The following is a 23,803-nucleotide window of genomic DNA, read 5'->3' on the forward strand; positions in this document are numbered from 1 at the left end:
TCAGTTTTTGTTATCAAGCAAAGCTTTTAATGCCTCCCACCTGGGGTCAATCTCCTCCTCCTGGCAACGGCAAGCTTCCACAGCCAAGTCCACTCCGCACCCGGGACAGAATCCCCGGCAGTCTTCATTGCATACGCGTACCAGTGGAAGATTGACGACAATGTTTTCGATAACCAGAGGTTCCAGGTCAACTTTTTCATCCCGGATGACCAGCACGTCCCCGGTTTCCACCTCATCACGTGTTACAGCCGCCCCTTCTTCCACTAGCTGAACGTAGAAGTCAACCAGCATCGGCAATTGGTAAGGGCGAAGACACCGTCCACAGGTTAGTATGGCCACGGCGTTTATCTTACCGTTCCCCACTATCATGCGACCGGTATTGGTAAGAGTAAGATCCACATGAACCTCTTCGGGAAACGTCACTGTTTCACCAGCGATCTCGATTCCCTCGATTTTCTTGCTCAGGTGGAATACCTCAGTTTCGTGGGGATGATGCTGAAGCCACCCCACTTCAATCTTCATATACTCACCACCCCATAGGATAGCCAGGTTAATTATATTCTTCCACAAAACCGTATGTCAAGGAAACCTGCTGATAACGTGTTATCGATCTGTGATCTTGTCACCGCGAACAACTACAACAATGCGATTTCCAGCTTAAAGCGAATTGGCCAGATCCTTTAGCAGCTCTGCCAAGCTGCTCATCTCGGTAATCGAGGCAGTAACCTCTTCTGTTGCGGCTGCCTGCTCTTGACTTTGTTTGACGTTCGTCTCAGAAGCAACTCGGACAGCTTTTATCTTATCTTCAATGTTCTGCGTGAGCTTTCTGATCTCTTCTGCGGTGGCTTTGGAATGGTCAGATAATTTTCGAATTTCTTCGGCCACTACGCCGAAACCTCGGCCGTGCTCTCCCGCCCGTGCCGCCTCGATAGCCGCATTCAACCCCAACATTTTGGTTTGATCAGCAACAGACTTGATAAAATCAAGTATTTCGTGTATTCGTCCCGAAATTGCCTGGACTTCCCTTACCAACTCTGCCAAATTCGATTCATTGACGTTGATATTGCTTGCCGCCAAAGCTATTTAGTGCATAACCTTGACTATTTCGCCGGTTGTACTGCTCAGTCGTTGCGCCATCTCTTGTAGTTTGTAGGGCAATAGCCGGGGAGAGAATATGCCAAAGGAACCGAGAATTTCTCCGGTTTCATCATCTTTTAACGGAATTCCAACACACCTAACAACCTTGTACTGTTTAGAGGGCATGTCCACGACCGCAAACTCCCCGCGCCGCATAACTATTTTGCCGACATCGTCGTCCTTCATCGGCATTCCCACTTTAATCCACGGAATGTCGAACTTATCTGACCCCAAGCGGTGGGTAATCTTCTCTTCATCGGTGGCCAATACCAAGGCTCCCTCCATCTGTGATTGCGCCACGATGGGAGCAAACAAATCAAACGAGCGGTGGATGTCATGAACCTTACGCAACATGATGCCGCAGGTCCCTATAAGCCGTCCGTTACCGTCAACAATAGGGGAAACTCTTATTTTTGAAGGAAAACCGTATACCTTTTTCCTGATGGTACCGCTTTGCTTCTGTCCGGTCAGAATGCAGGCCCTGACCAAATCCACAGTGTCAATCGTGTCTCCCACACGCAAAGGCACATCGAGGTTTGAACTCCTCACAAAATCGAAAACTTCCAGGTCGCTGGTAAAAACCAACCCTCCTTCTGCAAACATCTCCAGGAAACAAGGTGCGGCAAGCTGCCAAGCCCGCTTTTCATCGACACCGACGTTATTCTGGCCCTCGAACGAATTATCCATACCTCTCCCTCCTCTGTCGAATACCGATAAAAACCTCCAAATCCTCCAGCTAGCTACCTTATTTACTATATTTATGTACTTTTCGATAACATCTTTATTTTTCCTGCACAGACTATTAAAAGAGCAAACAGTTTTTCAAAACAGGAACAACCTGACTCTTTGGTCAGGCAGCACAATACCGCAGTTAAGTCCTTACAATTGTGCAAAAATGGTGAGCCAAGGGTCCAGGTTGAAATGGTATTTTACAACGGCCCAATACCATGTCACCATCGATTCCCAATTATGGCAGCAACTCTTCTTGTCGGATGCCAAGGAGAGAGGTGTGCACAAACACTTCAATCAGTCTTGAAACAGGTGTCGGAGGCTGAAGCTAGCGAGCAGCTCTAAGCACAGTGTACGAGCGCACAGACAAACGTGTGAGTTGCCGTAACGGGACTTATACAAACATCCTAGAAACGATGAAATTCTGTAAGAGGGAGGAATTACCTTTATCAGGGGCGAAGTTGTTTTGTACTTCCCGTTGATACGGTTGTATTCGACTCCCATCGATACAGGAGGTTAAAAGGGTTACGACTACCGGGCACTGGGACAGATTGCCGACCGGATTATCATTATGGCCTACGACTACGGTTCTAAGCCGGAACCGGTGAGCCTTGTCACGCAAGCTGTGGAAATGGCTAAGGCTTCTGTCCCGCCGGAAAAGCTAGTGCTTGGAATTTCTGTCCCTACGGAAACGCCGGAAAGCATTCTAACCAAGGTGGGCATCGCTAAGCGGTACGGCCTTGAGGGTATTGCCATCTGGCGGTTGGGTCTGGTAACGGGCGAGATGTGGGATGCCTTGAGGGCTACCGTAATACCAAGGAGGTATGAAAGATGAAAGGCTACTTAACCAGTGAGCAGCGCGTGCCTAACATATCAAACGGTACGTTGATGTTTTCTGGGCTCTTATCAAGAGCTGTGGGTCTGATTTATATCCTTAACCTTCCTGGACTAACCGGGGATGCTACGCCGACTACGAAAACAAGAATTTCACAAATTTCAAGCCTGCCCCCAAAAGAAGGTAAGGTACGAAGAAGCCTGTGCCTACCAGTAGCAGGAAACCCAGGGGGCCGGTGTTGCCGGCCGCAGCCGAGGCCGTCCACAGGGCCGCCGCCGCCCCTACCACCAACTGGAGCACCCTCGCGGTATCTCCGAACACCAATATCTGGCCGTTTCTTTCCAGGGGACTGCGGTCAAAAAGCCAGACTGACAGGTAGTAAAGCCCTACACACAGCAAGGCCAGCAAGAAACAAGCCGGCAGCGACGGGAGGGCGGCATGCGGTCCCCCTAACACCACACTCCCCAACGTGTCCGCTGCATATGCTATTCTCTCCAGCACTCGTCCCAGGCCATATTCCAGGCGAATCAATCCCAACCCGTACAAGAAATTGCGGAAGCCCAGCAGAACCGGGGCAGGCCCAAAAATCAATCCGGCACTTATAATACCGGCCGATACTGCGTTTCCGGCCACCGTGGAAGCCGCAAAAGAAATGCTGAAAACTGCGGCCAGAACCGCGGCCTGGCGGGCACACCAGACCCATACGTCGAACAGGGTATACGGGGTGGAGATGAATTGAACCAGGCCTGACAGGTAAACGGCGACTGCCAGCACGTTCAGAACCAGCACTGTCATTCCGGTTACATACTTGGCCTTGACCACCTGACGCCGGGTTACCGGGGTGGCCAGCAAAAACTCCAGGGTACCGTTTTTCTTTTCGTCCGACAGCAGGAAGATGCCGAGGCCAAAGGCGATCATCCACCCCAGAAATCCAAAACCGGTGGTACCCGCGTCGCTCCCGATGGTACTGTGAACTAAGCCAACCAGGTCAATATCCCAGGGCTGTCCGGCCCGGGCGTTGAGCCCTGCGACTAGAAACGGTCCCGCGATATACATACCGCTCAGGAGCAACGTGTAGATAACAAACTTGAGCTGGTGCTGATGCAGTTCCTTCAAGGCCAGCATGGGATGCAGCCCAAAAACCCGGCTAAACACGATGTTCACCTCCAACAGCGTAGTAGAAGATTTCATCCAGTGATAGATCCTGCACCTCGACAAAGGCTGGATTGAACTCCCGTACCCTGGCCAGGATCCGGTCGGCATCCCGGTTTACAATCAGCGAACAGACGTGCTCCGCTCTCTCCACTTTCAATACGCCGGGAAGCCGGGACAGTTCGGCAGGCAACCCGCCCGGGAAGACCGTCTGGATACGCCGGAAGCTCCGCTTGAGGTCGTCCATGTCCTGGCAGAAGACCAGTCGGCCTTTATCCAGCAAGGCAATCTGGTCGGCCAGTCTCTCCAAGTCGCCCAGGTGGTGGGTGGACAGAAACACGGTGGTTCCCTCCCCGGCCACTTCCTCCAGCACTAACTGAAAGAATTGCCGCCGCTTGATAGGATCCAGGCCGGTGGTCGGCTCGTCCAGAATCAAGAGCCGGGGACGGATGGAAAGGGCGATGGTCAGAGCTACCAGGGTGGTCGTACCTTGAGATAGGTTGCGGATGCGCCTTTCCACCGGCAGGTTGAACTTTGATTGCAGGTGCTTGACCCGGCCCCAATCCCAGTTTTGATAGAACCCGGAACACAGAAAAAAGATCTCCTCCACCCTAAACCAGGGATACATCTTCTGGGTGTCCGGCACGTACCCGATGCGGTGCCGGGCAACGGCATCTTTTGCCTCATGGCCCAGTACCCATGCACTTCCCCTCGTCGGCTGCAGCAGTCCCAGCAACATCTTGATGGTGGTGGTCTTGCCCGCCCCGTTCGGCCCCACCAGGCCGAACACCGACCCTTCCGGTACCGCCAGGTTCAGGCCGTCAACCACCGTGACCCGGTTGAACCGCTTGGTCAACTCCCAGGTTTCAATCGCCAGCACCATTCTTGCCCCCTTCCCATTTCTCGAGCACCTCGTGGAAGCAGGCTTCCATCTCCTCCCGCCCGAGCTGCAGGTGATGGCTTTCTTCCAGCAGCCTCTCCATCATCCGCTTCAACATCTCCATTCTTTCCTCCCGGCTGGCCATACGGGCTGATGACGAAACATAGGTACCCCGGCCCCGCGAGGTGGCAATAACCCCTTCCCACTCCAGTTCCTGGTAGGCCTTGGCCACGGTATTGGGGTTTATCAGCAGCCGGGACGCCAGTTCGCGTACCGACGGCAACCGGGCCCCGGGCTCAAGGAGCCCCCCGTCGATACCTCTCTTGACCTGTTCCTTAATCTGCTGGTAAATAGGCACACTCGACCGGGTATCGATACGAAACCACAAATCATGCTACCCCCGCTTCACCGCGACTATCCTAGTGTACTATGTCACTAATACACCTTTAGGTTATCAATCCCTGTAACAGTTGTCAATAGAGGGCTTTGGCGTGGCCAACAGAAATGCATAAGAAATTGGACCACTCTATCAACCAGGATTCCCTATCATTGGGTTTGGACAAAACAAGGCGCGGGAAGAAGCCTTTTTAGAAGGGCACAAAACCGGCTTTGAATTCGAATATACCTTACTTAGTAACCTTTGCTTTCATTCTGCCTATTAGCTGAGAAATTGTGCGAGAAACAGGAAGCTAAGTGTAAGCCAGAGATGTGCATAGTCGTATTATACGACTGAGGAGGAAAAGTATACGATGCTAAGAAAGCTCACCTGCTTCTTGCTCGTTATGGTACTGATAGCCGGTTGCGGCGGGCCGGGGGTCCCCGAACGGACCAATATCCCGGAGACTGCCAGCCAACTCCGGCAAGCGGCGCGGGAATTGATACCGGCCGGTTCTGAGTTACTGCGTCCGGGTTGCACCGAGCCGGGTGTCCAACCGCCCCCGGCGGTACAGGCGGTAGACCTGGACGGCGACGGAGACCGGGAACTGGTGGTCGCCTACCGGGTACCGGGCGAACCGACACAGGCCGGTGTGGTTATCGCGACCCCGGAAAAGGAGACGTACCGGACGGTTTGGCAGCAGGAATTGGGTTATGAGCTGGCGGACCTGCGCTGTCTCGATGTTACTGGTGACGGAGTCCCCGATGTCGTGGTGGGAGGGGCTATAGGTGCGTCCGCCGGAAATTCATTGAAGGTGCTGCACTTTTCGCCGAATGATAAGGGCTTGCCAACGGTAAGGGTGGTATGGGAAAACGGGTATCACCGCATGGACATCGGCGACTTTGACCGGGACGGCCGCCGGGAAATCGCGCTCTGGTCCAAAGATACGGGCTCCGCCTGTGCGGTGGTAGTGTACCGGGCCCATCCCGACCTATCGGGTTTTCATCCGGTGGAAAGTGCCTATGCGGCCTACTTTCCGCGCGTAGTCGCTTACTACGAAGCCGAGGTCAAAAGAATGCCGGAGTCACGCGTTCTCTGGTACTACCTGGCTGATGCCCAGGTGAAGGCAGGACAGGCGGAAAAAGCCCTGCAGTCTGCAGCTAAGGGGCGGCAGATGCAGGGCGAATATCCCCCTTGGGGGAACTTCAACCTGGTGGAAGGCAGGGCTCTTCTGGCTTTAGGGCGTTACGGTGAAGCTCTCAAGAAGTTTGCAGCGGTCACAGCCCAGGAGAAGCAAATCCTCCCACCTCCCCAGAAGGATAGGAACAGCTCTATCGGCAGTATGCTCAACATGCCGGTGGGTGAGTTTGACCTGGCCGACGCTTATGTGGGCCTGGGACAGGCGTACGAGGCCCTGGGACAGTACGCCGAGGCCGAAAAGGCGTACCGTCGGCCCCGGGAGTTCCTGCCTCCGGATAGCGTCCCCGTGGGGGAAAGAGAACTGCGCAGGCTGGCAGCCCGTCCCGCAGTAAATGCCGTCATCAAGTACCTTGCAGCTCTGCAGCCCGAAGATAGGGACCGGGGCATCAAAGACATAGAAAATTGGGCGCGCAACCATGGTCTTGCAGTGCACGCCGTCGAACCTGAATGGGACAGATTCAGCGGGACCCCACGGGCGTTGATCCCGCAGGTGTTGCTGCTGGACGTGGGCAAGAGTTCTCCCCCTGACGGCTATGACGCGCACCTTATCTGCTGGTGGCAGTTCGACCGGGCTAGCAAACAGGAGCATTTCTACTGGCAAACGTTCTTTAGTGCGGACGAGATTGAACACGGATTGAGCAGAGACCATGGACTGCTAAAGGCCCGGCTTGTTGTTAACAGTGTTCATGGGGCTCCGGAAATGGGGGTATTTTTCGATACCGCGGCCTGGGGAAGCGGATCCCCTATACCCACCTACTATCTCTATCGTCTCGAGGGTCAACAATGGCAGGTGGTATGGAGAGCTCCGGCTGCCGGCAACCTCTGGCGGGGGTTTCACGGCACCGCCGAGTTCACCGGGCCCGGCCTTGACAGCTTCAACATCTCCGGCGAATTGTGGACGGAAGACGGGAAAGGCAACATCTTTCACGAGGCTAACCCGGGCCCTCATCGCCGGTTCTCGGACACCTGGCAGCGCAAAGGGGATGTCTACCGTCGGACCAGAGCCACCGTCATGCCATCATCTTACAACACCCTGGTGGAGTTTATCTGGTGTTTATCCACCGACAACATTAACCGGGCTACCCGCCTGGTAACGAGCAGCCGCCTGGTGCAGAAGGCCCGCGAAGCGAAGATGACACAATCACCGCTGGGGCAGTCCTGGGGTGTGGGCTTTAACGATGACACACAATTGCTAAAGGGACCTTTAACCATTACCTCCGGCCCCGCCGCCGGCACCACCATTACCTTCAAGAAGGTTGGTGACCAGTGGCTGATCGACTCCATCGACAAACCCGGAGAACATTAGTCCGGTTTTAATGCCAAATAATCAAGTGGGGACTGCAAAGTGCGGCTATCATTGACTGGTCCCTGGTATGTGGGGCAAGCCGGTCAACCGTGCGGAGGTAAGATAATAATTCGACGGTTGTCTCGCGCCCATGATCATTATCATGCTGCTTTCGATGGCGACGCGCGTAAACCTTTGATTGACCGGCGCGCTTTAGGTATTCTGTGAGCAGTACGGGTACATGGGGAGGGTTTGAACATGAAAAGATTACTGCTGGTTGCTTTCAGTGTCCTTACGGTGGTACTAACCTCTACCACCATTTCGGCCTGGGCCGCTGGCGCGGCTGAGGCCAGTTATACGCCTGCCAACATCGCGGTGCTGGTGAACGGTACGGCATTACCCGTTGACCAAGACCCGGTCCTGTCCCATAAAAGCATTATGGTGCCTCTGCGCGCCGTGGTCGAGCCCCTGGGAGCAACAGTGACCTGGACTGGCACCATTCCCCAGGTCAGAATTCAGCAAGGGGACACGGTGTTCAGCCTGAATATCGGCTCGGATCGAGCTTTCAAAGAACGCGCCGGGATTTTTTTCCTGGAAGAACCGCCGGTTCTGGTCAAAGGCCATACCATGGTATCCTTGCGGTTCCTGGCCGAGGGGCTGGGCACAAAGGTGGATTGGGACGAGACCCGCAAAACCGTTTTTATCTCGACAGGGGATTTCATGGGGCCGGAATATCCGCCCCCGGCGGTCAGCAAGCAGGAAATGCCGGCCACTGACAATTACTACAGACTGTATGACCTCGAGGTTGGACCCAATAGTGGCCCTTCGGCCGAGGAAGCTAAAGCTTATGTGTTAAAGCAGGGATTGCTGAAGACCGTGAAGGACGTTCAGTTCACCCCCATTCGCTTTTGTGAATACGGCGACACTGATACCATGGTAGTCGGAAATGATGAATTGGGCCGGGAAAAGGCCGTTTGGTTGACCAAGAACAGGTATGGAGGGACGGTGTCCGTCACCGGGTCTGTAGTGCTGGCAGAGGCGATCTCCAGAGAAAAAGTGTACGACATGCTGCGGGCCAAAGGCATTAAGACTGAAAACATAAAGAAAATGTATCTGGCACCGTATGAAAAAGATAAAATTTACTGGTTGGTCATTGCCGAGCAGGCCGATAAGACCTATCATAGTGCGTTTGACTGCAAAACCGGGACCATGGTTCTTGAAAACGTGGTTCCTCGAACTCCTTAGAGAGCACGGTATCTGCTCCGGATGCAAATGGGGACGGTTCTAGAGTTGCGCCAATTATTGACAAAAGCTAACTTATGGATTCTTTAAGGTCTTGTCGTGCTCACCGATATTTCGCAATAGAATACCGTCTTCTACGTATTGCCAGGTCATCCGGATATTCGCGGTGATACTTGCCTCGAAAATATTAGCTTGCCCCCGAATTTTCTTAGTACGGAGCGAAGGGTGCCAGGGATTTTCAATCAACAGTTCAAGTTTAGTTTTTAAGGTTCGCCTAATTTCTATTGGCAGTTGCTTCGCTTTATCGGCGAAAAGCTCGGAATAGTATATATTCATAATTCAGTGAGCCCCAGGCCATCTAACAATTCTTCTTTGCTTTTTGCTGCTTTTACCCGGCCTTCCCGTATTTGTTGATCTACCTTCTGCTCGTCTGCCTGCCATTCTGACGAATAAAACCACATCTGATTCCGCGGAATAACCGCCACCGGAGTAATGATCAGGCAGCCATCCTTTTCTTCAATTTCCAGCTTGTCACCTGGCTTAAGTTTAAGTTTTTTCACCAACTCACTGGGAATAGTCACCTGAGACTTCCGTTTTAATTCAACGAGCATGTTACCATCTCCATATTCAACGTTTAACTTTCTAACTTTTATTGTATTCCAACTTGTTTTTATTATCTACTGCTTTTTAGAGCGACAAAAGGTTTACCCCTTACACAATCAGGGGATGAGGACTAACTGGTGCAGAGGGCCCGTGCAGCGAAGATGACACAATCACCGCTGGGGCAGTCCTGGGGTGTAGACTTTAACGATACAATTGCTAAAGGGACCTTTAACCATTACCTCCGGCCCCGCCGCCGGCACCACCATTACCTTCAAGAAGGTTGGTGACCAGTGGCTGATCGACTCCATCGACAAACCCGGAGAACATTAGTCCGGTTTTAATGCCAAATAATCAAGTGGGGACTGCAAAGTGCGGCTATGCAAGTGGAGACGGTTCTAGACTTGCGCCAATTATTGACAAGTGTCAAAAAACAGGCATTGAGCAATTTCCGTCATCCAGTGGTGGCTCCAGTACGGTGCCATGGGGGTTTGCCCTGGAGCCTGCTCAAGGGCCTGGACCTACCCGCGGCTATGGGTTCCGCCACGGATCACTCGAAATTATTTCTCCGTTACCCCCAGACCGCCCGTGTTTTCAAAGTAGTAAGAGAATATTACCCGGCCGTCTTCCAGTATGCCCAAAACTGTTGGGCACCCGGCTTTGATGGATAGTAGTGTTTCCGCCTTAAGAGTCTTGAGGTCAACACGCACGATATGGTACACATTGTCGGCGCTATCACCGGTTTCAGCGTACTGAACTGACACATAGGCCAGGTATTTGTCGTTATGTGTTACAAGGGGCCAGAACTCGGCGGAGAGCGGAACCCTTTGCGCATCATCGGTCACCCTGACCTTGAACTGTTTCATTTCCATCTGACCGTAATCGAGCCTGGTGATGTAGATGTCAGGTTTGCTGGTGCCAGCACCGACAGTGCGGGCGGAAAGCCCGTAGGCATAGGGAAAATTGCTATCAAAGGTGTAAATGCCGTTGAAGGCGAGGTCGTCCATGGTTAGTTTCTTGGTCCGACCTGTTCTGAGATCAATGATTACGTACCCGCTGATGCTTTCATATCCAGCAACTCTGGCCACCACTTTGCTGTCGTGGTCGACAAAAGCTGGTCCCTGAATATACGGGACGTATTGGAATTTCGTGTTCTCGGGAAGATGTCTGGCCAGCAGCCTTTCGGTACCGGTCTTAACATCATACAGCTTCAGCCCCTGGCTCTGTGAACTGTAAACAAAGTACCTGCCATCTTTGGAGACGTCAAAACCACCCCACCAATCACTGCCGAATGCTTCTTTAGCAACGTCAGAAGGAATGTCAGTAATCTCTATCACTTTCAACTGTCGATCCAGTTTCAAGACGTTGCCGCGGCTCACGATTAGATAGCCTGATTGGGTGACCTTGACTGCCTCAAACTGCTTCGGTGACGCAAATGAAGCTAGCTCGTTAAAGTTTCGGGCATCGTACACCTTCAGAGTATCTTGATATGCACTGCCCTCCTTTCCATTGTCGGAGCGAGCAAAAACCTTGCCGTCAAAACTTGCCAGCACATGCAGCGGCCATTCTTTATCGGTAGAACTTACGTTTAGCCGGGTGGGGCTCAACTTTTGGTATCGGCCGTCGATGACAATGGATTGTGCACTGGTCGGATAGGCATGGTGAATGCTCTTGAAATACATAGTGCCGTCGGGACGCTCTTGTAGCACGCAGGTTGTTTCCCTTACGACCCGTGTGCTCTTGGCGGAGGCCAGCTGAACTAGTTTGACTGTATAGCTGCCCTCAGCCTCGTTCTTGGTGACCGAGTCTAGCCGGATGGCCCAGGGCGTCATTTCATTATATTTAACGTAGGAGGCCGATACGGCCATCTCCTCGATATCGAAAGCTTCTCTGTCGGTGTCATAATAAGCAGTGTAAGCAAAGTCTTTTGGTGGGTCGATATTGCTAATACAAGTATTAAGGTATTGACGAATGTACTGAGAGACTAGCTGCGGATCGATGCGCCCGAAGCCGTCATTCAACTTTTGATATGCCTGCTTGCGACAGATGACCCGTATGGCGTACTGAATCGCGTAGTCGCGGTTGATCTGCTCTGGACTTGAAAATGGCTGATTGGCAATGGTCGGTATGGCGTCCTGAATGTATTCATCCCACAGATGGGCTATAACGCTCGGATCACTCACGGCATGGTAATCCACAGTTCGTTCATCGGCTGTCGGTCGAAATACGACTGCAGCGGCGAGGAATATGCCAACAGCTATTAAACACCACTTTACAGCTGGATTCCTGTTAAGCCACGAAGCAACCACTTTGTTAATCCCCCCACATGGTCCCTGAGCAAGTATACCTCTCTTCTCCAGGATTGCCAAAGGCGAAAATGTACCTCGATCAGAGTGAATTTCTTGTTCGTCTAGGATAAACATTCTCTCAACGAAGAACCCATTTTATGCTGACACTGTCCGGATAATAGTTTCCGTAAAATCCGGGATCAACTTGAAGATTGTCCAACACCTTGACCTCCTGATTAGTCCCCAGATCCAGCAGGTACAGGGAACCCTGATCAAACCAGTCCAACCTTTCAAAAACCAAGAATTTACCGTCAGGCGATAAGGACAGCGGGTAGTCCGCTTGTGTGTTCTCGGGCACAGTAACCGGGTACTCTTCTGTCCATTTCCTACACCATACCTGCTGACCGGGAACTCTTACTTCCTGGTGTCTGCCTTCTGCAAGCCAGGTCCCGCTTTCCCGGCCACGGGCATAGAAGAGATACTGCCCGTTTATCCCCCAAAAAGGCCGGGAATCCACCATATCGGCCTCGCCCAGGTCTTGTTCCTGGAACCTGGAATTCACTATGTCGACCACTTTCAGACGTTTATTGGTACTGGCTATACGGTCGCATCCTACTATACAAGCGAGCTTCCTGCTATCCGGAGACCAGGTCAGCCATTCCGGGTACCCCAATGCATCTCCTATCGTAAAAAGTTTTTGCGGGTTTTGCAGGTCAACCACCTGCAGGGTCATGCCATCGGCGTTCAGGGATTCCGAGTTGAGGGCCAGAAAATACGCCGCGTAACGCCCATCAGGCGACAGTTTAAGCCCTCTAATCTCGCAAGGGTATAAACCGCTCTCGTCGCTCTCTGCACCATTAGAAGGCAGGGTAAAAAGGCGGGTACATTTGCCGCCCAAGTCAATCCTGTCGATAACTGGACCTTCTTTGCCGTCATCACCCCTCCTCCAGGTCACAGCTATGCTACAACCGCCCGGAAACCAGGATAATCCGGCTATTGTCCCCCTACAATCAACCAATTTATTACTAACCCATTTCCCGTTTTCCAGCACGGCCAGCTTTAAAGATTGATCTGAGGCGTTCTTCCCAAGCATCATAGTTTGGTAGGCGATGGCGTTTTCTGCCGGCGACCACGCAAGAGTTCCGCGCACTACGGGCTGATCATCCAGACACAGTGATTGCTCCCCGTCGGCCCGAACCACCCACAGGCGCGTATCATCTGAAAACTCGTCGTCAGACGTCCGTCGCAAGTAGGCCAGCCACTGCCCGTCCTCGGACCAACCTATGATCTGGTCTACATTTTCGCCGGGGACGAGTTGCGGCTCAGCCTCGGCTCGATTCATGTCCAGCAGCCACAACCGTTCGTCATGAATAAAGGCCATTCGCAGAGGTAGCGCTGCTTTTGCAACCCTCTGAGGCATAGGAGCAGACTCAACTGGAACATCTATGTAGACGGCTCTGTTCTCTCCGTCCCACCGGACACCGCATCCCAGGGCTTCAAACAGGTCGCGAGCAGGTACTGCTATGCCGTACTCCCAGTACTGCAATCCACATCTCCATCGATATGATTTTCCATTAAGCGTGTAAGTATTGCTCCCTACTGTCGTTTTCAGCTGGCGTCCGTTTATGGCAAACCATGCCTGATTATCCTTTATGTCAAACCTTAATCCCGGGATGCCCTCAATAAGTGCGAGAGGAACTAGGGCTACCCCGCTCCCAGTGTCAATATAGGCAGTACTGCCACGATAATCAGCGTTACAGTACACTTTGATACCCGCTTCATCGCTTAAAGCATATGCCGCTGGACAACCTGTCACCCAGAGAAGCAGTCCGAAAATGGCTGCCAGCAGCCCTGCTGTTTTTCGCCACCGCCACATGTTCCCCCTCGAATTGTGCTCCATTTTGTTCCCTCCTGATGAGAGTGGTATTCCTAACCAACAATACGCAGAGGCGGGACGTTTCTTACATTAGAAAATTCATGCGTACCACCTGCTTTTTCTGTTAGGTTTGCTAAGGTTTTTAATTGCCATTCAGGGAATCACCGCATAACTCGCCAGGCCTTTAACCTCAAGCAGGCGCTCAGGTTGTCCCTCTTGTGACGCCGCTCGATAAACGCTTACACCGGCAGCATCCCGGCGTAGTGAGTAAACAACGCGATCGGGGTCTTTATCGAGGAAATAGATTTTTCCCCCCGGGTCGCACAGCGGCCAGTAGGAGTCTAAGTCCGGTGGAATGTGCCGGAGGTATGTGAGCCGCCCGGTTTCCGGTTCCAGAAGGACGACTTTAGCCCGGAAGGGGTCGGGCACATCCGGACCCGTGTACTGGCTTCCTTCGCCCATGAACTCGCGATAATCCGGCTTGCCCCGAGAAATGAGATAGTGCTTCCCGTCCGGCGTAAAGCATCCGGGGGGAGTGTACAGCTGGGTAGTGCTCATTAGATCCCGCTTCTGACCGGTTTCAGGCTCCAAGATAACAAGCCATTCTTTACGGGGGTCGGCTGGACTTGTCGTCCCCACCACGATCCTTTTGCCGTCGGGACTCCAGGCGACGGAGGTGATGATCCGGTAAGCCACGTCTGGCGCACACGGATTGGTGAAAGATGGGAGCATTTCCCTTTCGCGCCCACTCGAGAGGTCAAGCACGACAAGTGCTGTCCCTTCGCCCTTTTTATCCTTTTTCCCGGAGGCTACCTGCCGGCCATCCGGGGAGAGGGCGGGCCAGTGAAAGACTCCATCTTTGAGACGGCGCAAGATAAATGCAGGTGCTTTTTCGGAGGAACGAGGCGCGCTACTTTCCTCCGCCGGCTGTACCAGATAAAGCGCCTTTTCAGTTGCAACGAGAAATTCCTCCCCCCTAGGGTGGGCACTAAGATAAGTGACACGCTCTGCGAACCGCCTGCGGAAAACCTCTTTCTGCGTCTGGTAATCGACGAGGATGACTTCTTGCTGTTCTGCCCCGCAATAGGCCACATGTTTTCCAGCCCAGGCGAAAAACCGCCGCGGGAAAAGGACCTACTCTTGCCTGGCCTCCCCTCCGGAGGGCGTGAACTTAAATAGCATCACTTCTTTGCCCCGGCTGTCGCGCAGCCGCCCGGTCCAGACTTCTTTGTCCCCTTCCTTCGTAATGGTCACGTAACCGAGAGATGGAGATAAGGCCGCTGCCCCTTTCTGTGCGCCGCGGCACCCACTCAGATCCGCGGCCACCGCAACAGAGCAGAGGAAGGCAAGGCCAAAGAAAATGAGCAACAATCTTCTGGGCAATAACCAGCTCATCTCACAATTCCTCCCCGAAAATGGGATGAAGGAAGGGGAAGCCTCTCCTGAGCAGACTGCCGCCGCGGATTTCAACGATCTGCTGCAACTACCTACCAGCGTCTAAAATAACCCATGGCGACTCCGGCTTTTCTTTGACCAGGATGTAGTCAATGTTGCTTTCGTCACGCCAGACTTCCTTTGAGTTTTCGTAGGCCCGGACCAGCAGCTGATCGACATTTAGTATGGCAACCTTATACCTATCAAGTCCCAATTCGTGTGTAAAAATGCACCGGTTAGATGGCATGTGCAACAATTCAGAATCGATGGTAACATGGTATTGAGCCATTGCAAGACCTCCGCGGCTTTTGGTTTGTAACTAATACCATTCTAACCAGCAGCGTTGCCTTGGCTCTCCATTTTTACACAATTATAAGGACTTACCTCGCCCCTATCTGGATATCGCCTGTATCAATAGTCTGTCAAGCAGTAGGGTTAATTAAGAATTCCATGATTTCCCCCCTGAAGTAACTAAAATCTCCCGTTTCCAGGTGCCAAGTTCCTTCTGCTTAACGGAGTGCTAGCTCGGTTCGGATGGGGCTTTCTCCTTTGCTTTCTCCCTCAATGAAGCTTCGGCTCTGGCCAAGAGCTCTTCCCCGTTCTCTCCATCGTCAGGGTACACTGCGATCCCACATGTCCATACCCCCTGGAGCACGCCTGCTAGTTCTAGCTTATTCACGACTACCTGCGCTCCATCTCTCCCAGTTAGTGGAAGAACTAAGGCAATGGTGTTTTTCCCTAACTCCATAACTGTGTCTATTTCACGCAATTGCCGTGAAGCCTGTTCGGCGCACTCTATGATTTTTCCCCTGCCTACTCCTTCGACCACGATAAGGACAAGAGTTGCCTTCGACCCACCCCTGTTTGCCCGGTTGATTTCATTTCTTAGCACTTTTCGAAGTAAGTCGAGGGGTGAAACTTCTTTCCTGGCACCAGTACCCAACAGTTTCTTTACACGGCGTACCAGCTCCTGCTCCGAAAACGGCTTGATGAGGTATTCCACTGCTCCCAGTTCTATAGCCTGCTTGATTGTAGTGACTTTGCTTTCGACTGTAACCACCATGACTGGCACATGTCGGTATTCCGGCAGGCGTTCAAGACTGTCCAGCACTGTCAGGCCGTCCATCCCCGGCAGGTGGATATCAAGTATCACCAAATCGTAAGGCCTTATCTTTTCCCGCGCCCTAGCCAGCGCTTCCTGACCGCTCGCGGCCTCATCGACCAAGTAGCCCTTTTCCTCCAACGCTCTTCGAGTTGCAAACCTGGTTAGTGCCGAATCCTCGACGAGCAGGATACTCTTCTCTGGGAGAACCGCCAAAAGAATTACCTCCCCTCCAACCGCTTCCCGACTTTAACGTTAAATAAGCCCGTTAAGCGTTATCATTTTGATGACTGGGGCCGCATCTACCTATAGGTTTCTCTTTTTCAATGTATCCAAAAGCTTCGTTCGGCTGCGTGTGTTAAACCTATGTAACCCAAATTCGACATAAAGTACCATTATCCTCCTGTCGTTGACCTCGGGTCGTCGTCAAATAGGTGAGGGTAATGTGTCTCACATGATATGAGCTACTAACACATACTTCTGACCATAGGCGGTAGGTAAAACGGTGGGTCACAGGCGCGAGAATCCCCAGCCATTCCATCGCCATACCGAACGCTCGCGGCCTAAAGGAAATCTGCGGAGAGAACAAGAAAGCCAGCGGTAGCGGGATTCGGTTACTATCATTTCAAGGGCCTTGTTCCCATCTACGTCTCCCGCTTCCAGTTCGAGAACCGGCCGCTCCAAACCCGAGGACATCCACACCGGCTTCATCTGGTTGCCCACCAGCCTGTAAAGGTAAAGGTGGTTCCACCACTTACCATCATCACCAGAAACCCAAAACGGCCTGTGCTTCCCGAACCTGCCCCGCACCCACACCGTCATGACCAGCTCCTCCTGGCCATCATTCGTTACATCGGCGATCAAAAAGTCCTCTACTTTCCAATCCGACGGCGACTCCCATATCAGCTTATCTTCCTCGCTGACGGTCAGGATGCGCCCTTTCAGTACATAGGTTTCCAGCACGCCGTCGCCGTCGAGGTCTCTCCCGCTAACCGTCACTTCCCTGTCGATGCCAAAGAAGTAACCCAGCCACCAAAGAAAAAGCCCGGCCGCAAGAGCCAGGCCCAGCCATCTCCAACAACTCCGGTACCCTCGATGTTCCATAACCTGGTCCTCACTGCCAAACCGGTACAATCGGCCACTCTTCCATTCTGGCGGTGAATATCCCGGTCCACTTCGGAGGTTCGGGAGCCTTCCCGGAGCGCAGCATTTCCTGCCATTTCTGGTCGGTCAGGCGATCGGCGGCAGACCAGGGAAACTCGTAGTAGGAATAGACCCCACCCCGGGCTATGCGGAGCTTCCCTTCCACGGGGACGACAACGTAAATGTCTGATATATAGCCCGTTCCCTCCTCCAATACCAGGTCGGGAGGGGCCGTAGCCACGTCTGCCACCACCGGAGCCGGGTTCTCCCATATCTGGGACCGGCTCTCGACCTCATCCCGCAAAGCTTCCAGCCAGAAATGCTCCAGTTGTCCGCCGAAAGTGCGGATGAGCTCGTAATCGGCTTCCGAGAGAGGTTCGTTATTCAGTTCCTTTACCGATATGTCCTTGAGGTCCAAAGCCAGTTTCTCCAGCCGGTTCAGGCTCTCTTTGTCCCTTTCCGCTAATAGTCCCCGACTTTGTAAACCTTCTCTGGTCATGGCCGTCAGAGCTGCCAGGCGGGCGTAGACTTCGGGGTTAGGCTCCACATAGCCCCGGTCATCTCCCTGTTCCCAGCCTCCCCCCATCTCGGCATAGACCTGTTTGGCGTAAAGAACAGTATCGTGCTTCAGTTCCGTCCAGCTACCGAGATAGGTGTTCAACTCTTTCCTCGCCCAGGCCTGGTTACGCATAAACGAAGGATAACCTTCGGGTTTTTCCTGTATGAGAGGCTTGAGGGTGTACAGCCAGCTCCAATAAAGGTTCTGGGTCCAAGTGCTTTTATCCAGCCCTTTGATGTACTGTCTCATTTTGGCCATGTTCTCGGGGTAGTTGCGGTACCTGGTTTCTCCCATTTCTTTCAGAATGGCATAGGACTCACCGGAACCCATCGCCGCCGGAATATCCAGGCCTTTGGGCAGCACCCTCCTTTGTCCGTCCGGGTTCTCCTTCACTTCCCGGTAAACCAGGCGCTGGAATACCGAGGCATCGAGGGTAAACCTCTGTCCCATGAAGCGGAAGCCTTTTATCTCCCGTTCCCGATCCGGTTGGATAGTCTCGTCAAAGATGGGAATGGAGTTGATAGCCGGAGGACGGAGCTTTGCGGCTTTCTTCATAAAAAGTTCCCATTGAGAGGAGTCGGTAGCCAACTGCTTCAAGCTGACCGCGTTTCCGTAAACTTCGGCCAGTATCGGTTGAAAATCTAAATAACCCAGGTCATCGCTCTTGCCCACGAAGAACGCGGTTGTGCGGTAGATGTTCTCCCAGTTCTTTAGGTTCTCTCCCCGGTTAAGAGCCAAGGTCATCAGCACGGCAGACCTAATCTCATCCTGGTCTTTCAGGCGGAAAGTAAGACGCCCGTACCACGTCATGGTTTTGAAGTAGTTCTTCAACTCCTCGCTTTTAACATAGTGCCCGCGCGGGATGTATTGGGTGTAGTCTTCTTTAAGAGATTCCAAGACATCGGGAGACTTGCCCATCGTCATCACCGGAGAAACCGCGGTCTCCTGGTGGGCCTCGATCAGTGCCAGTTCCCGCTCTACCTCTTCTTTCACCTGTTCAGGGATCTTTGCTTGCGGGTCCAAAAGCCTGTTGCCTACCGCAAAAAAGGCTACGTTACGCCGGGCTGCATTTTCCCAAGCCGTGCCTTTCAAGCTTTCGTACTGTTTCTGAGATTCGGCCAGCATCCCTGTGTTCAGCTTCTTCAGTTCGGGGATCAAATACTGTGTTTCCACGGTCTTCAATAGCTGGTTGAAGAAGAGGTGATAGTTATGAAGCATGGCGTCGGTGGTGATGAAGTTCGGTATGCCGTCGTACCTGTTGGTTTCATAGACTATGAAGAATTCCGGGTTCTGAGCCGGAATCACGACGAAGCCGTTGTCGACCAGCAGCTTTTGAGCCTCCGAAGAGAATTTGAAGCGGTCCCGGTTCGTTACGTTCTCGAGATTTGTAGCTACCTTGTAGGCGGGCACCTGCGGGGTTACATCCACCTTGACTTCCTGATAGGTGGCAAAATCCGCAGCCAGTGCAGTCTCTGGCCCGGTAGGTATCGTGGCTGTCCCGCCGCCCCCGCACCCGGCAGCCAGAAACAATACCAGAACGACAGCACTCAGCCAAACAGGCCTCTCTTTCCTGATCACGCCCTCTTCCTCCCCGCTCCCGTTGTTTTCTTATCGATATCTACGTTTCTTGAGGCCTATTTCTTGCGATCCCTTTCCTATTTCGGGACGTGCATCCACCTGCGCCACTTTCTCGTCCCCGCTCTCTTAGAACCGTTCACCTTATCTCAAAACTGCAGCTTACAACTGCGGTTATTTCCTTTTCCAACGAGCTTGTGTCATTGATACCGTAATCCGAAATCTCATTAGAATAGCGAGGTGTAATCTGGAATACCCCCATACGGGCGGATCTCAGGGCTCCTACCTTGCTTCCGGCATTGCCCGCTATCTCCTCGGCTCTCCGCTTGGCGTCCTGGGTGGCTAGAGAGAGCATCTTTACCTTCAGCTCGGGAAGTTTTGTGTAAAAATACTGTGGGGGATAGGACTGGAACTCAAGGCCCTGATTCATCAGATCAGTTGCCTGGAGAGCCAGCTGCTTTAGCTTCTGAACATCCTTGGACTGAACTTTCACCTCTTCGTTCAAGACGTAACTTTCAATTTCACTCGTGTATTGACCGCTGGGTCCAATAACGTAGTTTGTACTGGTGTTGATGGAAGAAAACTCGATATCCTTTTCCGGTATCCCCTGCTCAATCAAATATTTTTTCACCGTAGCTTCGTTGACCTTTAATTGATTGTAACCCGTTTTCAGGTCTTTGGTTCTCACGCTGAAGTTTCCCGTCCACACAGCAAGATCGGATACGATTTCTTTTTTGGCTGACCCCGTAACCGTTATTGTATTACCTGCGGCTTTAACCCTCAACAACCCCCAAGTCACAATAGATGACGAGACTATTAAGCCGAGGGCTAAAATGAATGCCACCCACACGTGCCAACTGTTTCGGTTTTCCAAGTCACCTCTCCCCTTTCGCAAGATAATACCGGAAATTCCTGTGAATTATTAATTCTCTTCTCTCTCAGATTATTCCTCTTTTTTGGGACACGCTTTTTTGCTGTCGTTGGTTTTAGGTAGTTAACCCTTTCGTCATGCCTACGTCTCGTACATCTTACCTGTCGGGAAAGCATTGTTGTCAAAAAGGTACTTTTGGACTATTTGATGTAGTTGTTTATTGCTTTCAGAGCAGTATTGCTGGGTATAGCGAAACCGATGCCCTGAGCTTCTGAGCTCACAGCGGTGTTGATCCCCACTACCTCTCCCTCCAGGTTCAGCAGTGGACCGCCACTGTTCCCCGGATTGATAGACGCATCTGTCTGCAAGAGGTTCTTATACTGTCGGTTTTCAATAGTGATCGGGCGGCTCTTGGCACTTATTACTCCGACAGTCACAGTATGGTCCAGACCATAAGGATTACCGATAGCGATGACCCAATCGCCGACCCTGGTGCTGTCTGAATTTCCCAAAGATAAAGTCGGCAGATTACGGTCAGCGTCTATCTTAAGCACTGCCAAGTCGAGGTTGTAATCTGAGAAGACTTTGCGTGCCGAGTACGATTTGTCGTCACCAGAAAGACTTACCACGATTTCGTCCGCGCTGCTCACTACGTGCTCGTTGGTTAGGATATAGCCGTCTTTAGAAATGATAAACCCAGACCCCAGCCCCTGTACGGTCTGAGACTGCGGTTGAGTCCGGAGCCGCCGCCCATAGAACTGACGAAAAAAAGGGTCCGTGAAGAAAGGGTTTTGATTGATACTGATGTTTTCAGTGGTGTTTATGGTGACGACCGCCGGACTAACCCGTGCCACTATCTCGGGAATCACAGAGGAATCCGTAACGGCTGCCGATGACGCAGCAGCTGCCCTCGTTCCTGAAGCAACTTCAACCGGGTTCGATATGACTCCTGAGCTTGACAAGAAGGCTAACATAGTTAAAGCGCCTAAAATAAAGTATGCTGCTTCCCTTACTCTGAATAGAATTCTTGACTTCCCCATACTTCGCACCTCCATCATCCGCTTTTACCCTAAAATAACTCACCGAAGTAGCCGTAGTCGCCGCCTCGAACCGCATCTATTACTGCCCGCGGCGATCAGGGCCTAAAGAGTCGCTCATGGTCAGGACAATACCGGTTTACAGGCTGCAATTCCAAAAATGCGCCACCATAAGTTCAGTCCACAAGTAAAACTTACACAGCGCTTCCAAACTTCTTCACTCCCCTGCTAAGTTCCCTCTTACCAACATATCCTATTTCTGTTGCCATTCTGTGAACAAACTTCAACGAAAATCCGAACTGTCTGAGATAAACAGTTATCGCTCCCAACGCTCCCAACAACACAGACTTTCTTTCCTGCATTGCAGTCTGAAGTTATAATACGTGGCATAAGGCGGTGATGTTAGGTACTTGGGTTCTACTCCACTTATTATCAATCTCAACAAGCACTGCTCCAATTCTGCCTTAGAGACGTTTCGTTCGCAGTTGCTCAGTGGCCTGGGCATCCAATACCTGGTTTAACACCCTTTAGATGAGTTTTGCCATACCTGCCTCCTTTATGTGATATGGGCTCAACTTTCGGAGGTAGCCTTTTTCGTTAAGGCATACGTGACTGGAGGAATCTGCTTAGAGACGGGGAATTATATAAATCAAAATCTATGCCAGCCGGGAACTGCGATAACTTCGGGGTGATGTTTTGAAGAACAATCCGAAAAGGCTTTGGATGGGTCTTGCTAACAATTTGCATGACAAACCGCACGTTGGGATTCTCGGCGTACCTTACGACGGCATAGTATCTTCCCGAGTTAAACGCTAGAGTGCAGGCAAGTACACGGCTCGCACGCTAGGTGCCTCCGCCGGAAATTCATTGAAGGTGCTGCGCTTTTTCCTGAATGATAAAGGCTTGCCAGGGGCATAATCCGGCTAAGTGACATGGCTTTCAGCCTGTTAATCCTCCCCTTCCGGAACGAGTGTGAGAAAGATACTTACCAAGCGTGGGTCGAACTGGGTTCCGGCGCCCTGTTTTAGATTATTCAAGGCCTCTTGATGGGTAAGTGCTGGACGATATGGCCGCTGACACGTCATAGCGTCGTACGCATCTACTATGGAGAGTATACGGCTCAATAGGTGTATGTCCTCCCCAGCTAACCGCTGCGGATACCCTGTTCCATCCCAACGTTCGTGGTGTTGGAGAATGTAAGGCGCTATGCGGGCCAATTCCCCGGAGGAGAGTGCTATGCGGTATCCGGTCTCGGGATGACGCTGAACCACCTTCATCTCCTCCTCAGTCAAAGGCCCTGGCTTACATAAAACGTCATCGGGAACGCCCAGTTTCCCAACGTCGTGCATCTCAACCAAAAGCCGAAGGCTGTCCATCTCTTCCTGGCAAAGCCCGACGGCATTCCCCAGGCTGCAAGCCAGTTCCTTCATGCGCTCCATATTATGAAAATCCTTTCCGGCCAAGGCAGTTTTCAGAGCGCTAATGGTCGCAGCCCGCAGGTCTCTGCCGTTTGCAAGTTTGTTGAGATACATGGCGTCGTCTGCTTCCTTATACAACTGACGTAGGGGACGGGAACCGTCTTCCGCTGTTGCCGATCCTACAGAAATACTCAGAGGAAAATCGGAATGCTTGGTATTATCTGTATCTACGGCCATCTTGATCCGTCTCATGACCTTCTCTGCCGTTTTCTTGTCCGCTCCCGGCAGAATAACGGCAAACTCGTCGCCTCCCACCCTGGCTACTATATCCGAAGCGCGAACACAGCCCTTAATCACAGAGGCGGCCCGTCGGAGCAGCTCGTCTCCCCGGTCGTGCCCCCATGCATCGTTAACCAGCTTGAGCCCATCTAAGTCGCAGATAATGAGACTTACCGGATAAAAGCGACCCCTCTCCAAACACAACAACTGCTCTTCAAAAAAGTTTCGATTATAAAGGCCTGTCAAAGCATCGCGCGTGCTCAAGCGTTTCAGTTCCTCTTCCATAAGCTTGCGCTCGCCGATATCCCGAATGCACTGAACAGCCCCCAATACGCGCCCATCATCGCCATAAATAGGGGCAGCCAGGGTCCAAAAATACAGCCCTTTGCCCTCACGTGCATGCGGGGCAAAACCTTCCCCGACTACAATGTGTCCTTTTCGGGTGAGTTTTTCGTAACTTTCCGTCCAGCTGTTACCTTTGCCTAAGGCAATATCTACAAGTATCGGCCTCCTCTCACCAAAAAAAGGAACCGCGTAAACATAGTCACCTCGACCTAAAACCTCTTCGGCCTTAACTCCAGTCATGTCTTCCATTGCCCTGTTCCATACCAGTACTTTACCATCGGCAGCCACGGCCAGGGTCGCGTCAGGCAGAGAATCGACCAACCTTTGGAGAAACTCCAGTTTACTGTCCAGGGTATTGTCTTCACCACAGTCCCTCAACCCCTGCGGATAGCCTTCCTTACCAACGCCAGGGATGGGTATTGTCTTCACCACAGTCCCTC

General features: G+C 52.3%; 21 protein-coding genes. 3 read left to right on the forward strand and 18 right to left on the reverse strand.

What is annotated here, in order from left to right; translation table 11 throughout:
• The 3 genes from SLIP_RS12055 to SLIP_RS12065 form a co-directional block, all read right to left on the reverse strand.
• The gene (locus SLIP_RS12055; protein ID WP_013175465.1) at positions 1-522 is read right to left on the reverse strand and encodes a YceD family protein; all 522 of its coding nucleotides are present in this window, start codon (positions 520-522) and stop codon (positions 1-3) included.
• Between the two features lie 135 nt (positions 523-657).
• Positions 658-1,077 (reverse strand): methyl-accepting chemotaxis protein, encoded by a 420-nt coding sequence (locus SLIP_RS12060; RefSeq protein ID WP_278078292.1) that lies wholly within the window; start codon positions 1,075-1,077, stop codon positions 658-660.
• Between the two features lie 6 nt (positions 1,078-1,083).
• Entirely contained in the window at positions 1,084-1,824 is a 741-nt protein-coding gene (locus SLIP_RS12065) for a hypothetical protein (protein ID WP_049765018.1), read from the reverse strand.
• 613 nt (positions 1,825-2,437) lie between these two features.
• On the opposite strand from SLIP_RS12065, the gene SLIP_RS06410 reads away from it, so the two are divergent.
• On the forward strand, positions 2,438-2,701 hold the full coding sequence (locus tag SLIP_RS06410) for a hypothetical protein (protein ID WP_041432803.1): 264 nt from the start codon (positions 2,438-2,440) through the stop codon (positions 2,699-2,701).
• A 135-nt stretch (positions 2,702-2,836) separates the two neighbouring features.
• On the opposite strand, the gene SLIP_RS06415 is transcribed toward SLIP_RS06410, so the two are convergent.
• From SLIP_RS06415 to SLIP_RS06425, 3 genes are read right to left on the reverse strand one after another with little or no spacing between them, the layout of a single operon-like run.
• The gene (locus SLIP_RS06415; protein ID WP_013175466.1) at positions 2,837-3,856 is read right to left on the reverse strand and encodes an ABC transporter permease subunit; all 1,020 of its coding nucleotides are present in this window, start codon (positions 3,854-3,856) and stop codon (positions 2,837-2,839) included.
• Positions 3,849-4,733, reverse strand: coding sequence for an ABC transporter ATP-binding protein (locus tag SLIP_RS06420; protein WP_049765019.1), 885 nt, complete (start codon positions 4,731-4,733; stop codon positions 3,849-3,851). Before SLIP_RS06420 ends, SLIP_RS06415 begins: the two co-directional genes overlap by 8 nt.
• Complete coding sequence (locus tag SLIP_RS06425; protein WP_013175468.1) at positions 4,720-5,121, reverse strand: GntR family transcriptional regulator; 402 nt, start codon at positions 5,119-5,121, stop codon at positions 4,720-4,722. The genes SLIP_RS06420 and SLIP_RS06425 overlap by 14 nt, the downstream gene beginning before the upstream one ends.
• A gap of 361 nt (positions 5,122-5,482) precedes the next feature.
• Here SLIP_RS06425 and SLIP_RS06430 point away from each other — a divergent pair, with 361 nt between their 5' ends.
• The gene (locus SLIP_RS06430) at positions 5,483-7,615 is read left to right on the forward strand and encodes a tetratricopeptide repeat protein (protein ID WP_013175469.1); all 2,133 of its coding nucleotides are present in this window, start codon (positions 5,483-5,485) and stop codon (positions 7,613-7,615) included.
• Positions 7,616-7,852: 237 nt separating this feature from the next.
• The gene (locus SLIP_RS06435) at positions 7,853-8,839 is read left to right on the forward strand and encodes a copper amine oxidase N-terminal domain-containing protein (RefSeq protein WP_013175470.1); all 987 of its coding nucleotides are present in this window, start codon (positions 7,853-7,855) and stop codon (positions 8,837-8,839) included.
• A gap of 329 nt (positions 8,840-9,168) precedes the next feature.
• On the opposite strand, the gene SLIP_RS06445 is transcribed toward SLIP_RS06435, so the two are convergent.
• The 12 genes from SLIP_RS06445 to SLIP_RS06505 form a co-directional block, all read right to left on the reverse strand.
• Positions 9,169-9,447: an AbrB/MazE/SpoVT family DNA-binding domain-containing protein gene (locus SLIP_RS06445; RefSeq protein WP_013175472.1), complete on the reverse strand. Its 279-nt coding sequence runs from the start codon at positions 9,445-9,447 to the stop codon at positions 9,169-9,171.
• A 549-nt stretch (positions 9,448-9,996) separates the two neighbouring features.
• Positions 9,997-11,745: a WD40 repeat domain-containing protein gene (locus SLIP_RS06450; RefSeq protein WP_013175473.1), complete on the reverse strand. Its 1,749-nt coding sequence runs from the start codon at positions 11,743-11,745 to the stop codon at positions 9,997-9,999.
• Positions 11,746-11,863: 118 nt separating this feature from the next.
• Positions 11,864-13,624, reverse strand: coding sequence for a stalk domain-containing protein (locus SLIP_RS12070; RefSeq protein ID WP_013175474.1), 1,761 nt, complete (start codon positions 13,622-13,624; stop codon positions 11,864-11,866).
• Between the two features lie 129 nt (positions 13,625-13,753).
• Positions 13,754-14,692: a TolB-like translocation protein gene (locus SLIP_RS06465; protein WP_041432811.1), complete on the reverse strand. Its 939-nt coding sequence runs from the start codon at positions 14,690-14,692 to the stop codon at positions 13,754-13,756.
• Between the two features lie 42 nt (positions 14,693-14,734).
• Positions 14,735-14,995, reverse strand: coding sequence for a hypothetical protein (locus SLIP_RS06470; RefSeq protein WP_041432813.1), 261 nt, complete (start codon positions 14,993-14,995; stop codon positions 14,735-14,737).
• Between the two features lie 88 nt (positions 14,996-15,083).
• Positions 15,084-15,323 (reverse strand): hypothetical protein, encoded by a 240-nt coding sequence (locus SLIP_RS06475; RefSeq protein ID WP_013175475.1) that lies wholly within the window; start codon positions 15,321-15,323, stop codon positions 15,084-15,086.
• Between the two features lie 231 nt (positions 15,324-15,554).
• Positions 15,555-16,352 (reverse strand): response regulator, encoded by a 798-nt coding sequence (locus SLIP_RS06480; RefSeq protein WP_013175476.1) that lies wholly within the window; start codon positions 16,350-16,352, stop codon positions 15,555-15,557.
• A 294-nt stretch (positions 16,353-16,646) separates the two neighbouring features.
• Positions 16,647-17,240: a hypothetical protein gene (locus tag SLIP_RS06485; RefSeq protein ID WP_013175477.1), complete on the reverse strand. Its 594-nt coding sequence runs from the start codon at positions 17,238-17,240 to the stop codon at positions 16,647-16,649.
• Positions 17,241-17,250: 10 nt separating this feature from the next.
• On the reverse strand, positions 17,251-19,416 hold the full coding sequence (locus SLIP_RS06490; RefSeq protein WP_013175478.1) for a DUF3160 domain-containing protein: 2,166 nt from the start codon (positions 19,414-19,416) through the stop codon (positions 17,251-17,253).
• 136 nt (positions 19,417-19,552) lie between these two features.
• The gene (locus SLIP_RS06495; protein WP_013175479.1) at positions 19,553-20,287 is read right to left on the reverse strand and encodes an SIMPL domain-containing protein; all 735 of its coding nucleotides are present in this window, start codon (positions 20,285-20,287) and stop codon (positions 19,553-19,555) included.
• Positions 20,288-20,484: 197 nt separating this feature from the next.
• On the reverse strand, positions 20,485-21,324 hold the full coding sequence (locus tag SLIP_RS06500; RefSeq protein WP_013175480.1) for a trypsin-like peptidase domain-containing protein: 840 nt from the start codon (positions 21,322-21,324) through the stop codon (positions 20,485-20,487).
• Between the two features lie 944 nt (positions 21,325-22,268).
• A complete protein-coding gene (locus SLIP_RS06505) occupies positions 22,269-23,792 on the reverse strand; it encodes a sensor domain-containing diguanylate cyclase/phosphohydrolase (RefSeq protein WP_169303755.1) in 1,524 nt (507 codons plus the stop codon).
• Between the last annotated feature and the right edge of the window lie 11 nt (positions 23,793-23,803).

This window comes from Syntrophothermus lipocalidus DSM 12680 (assembly GCF_000092405.1).
In the GTDB taxonomy this organism is placed as follows: Bacteria; Bacillota; Syntrophomonadia; order Syntrophomonadales; family Syntrophothermaceae; genus Syntrophothermus; species Syntrophothermus lipocalidus.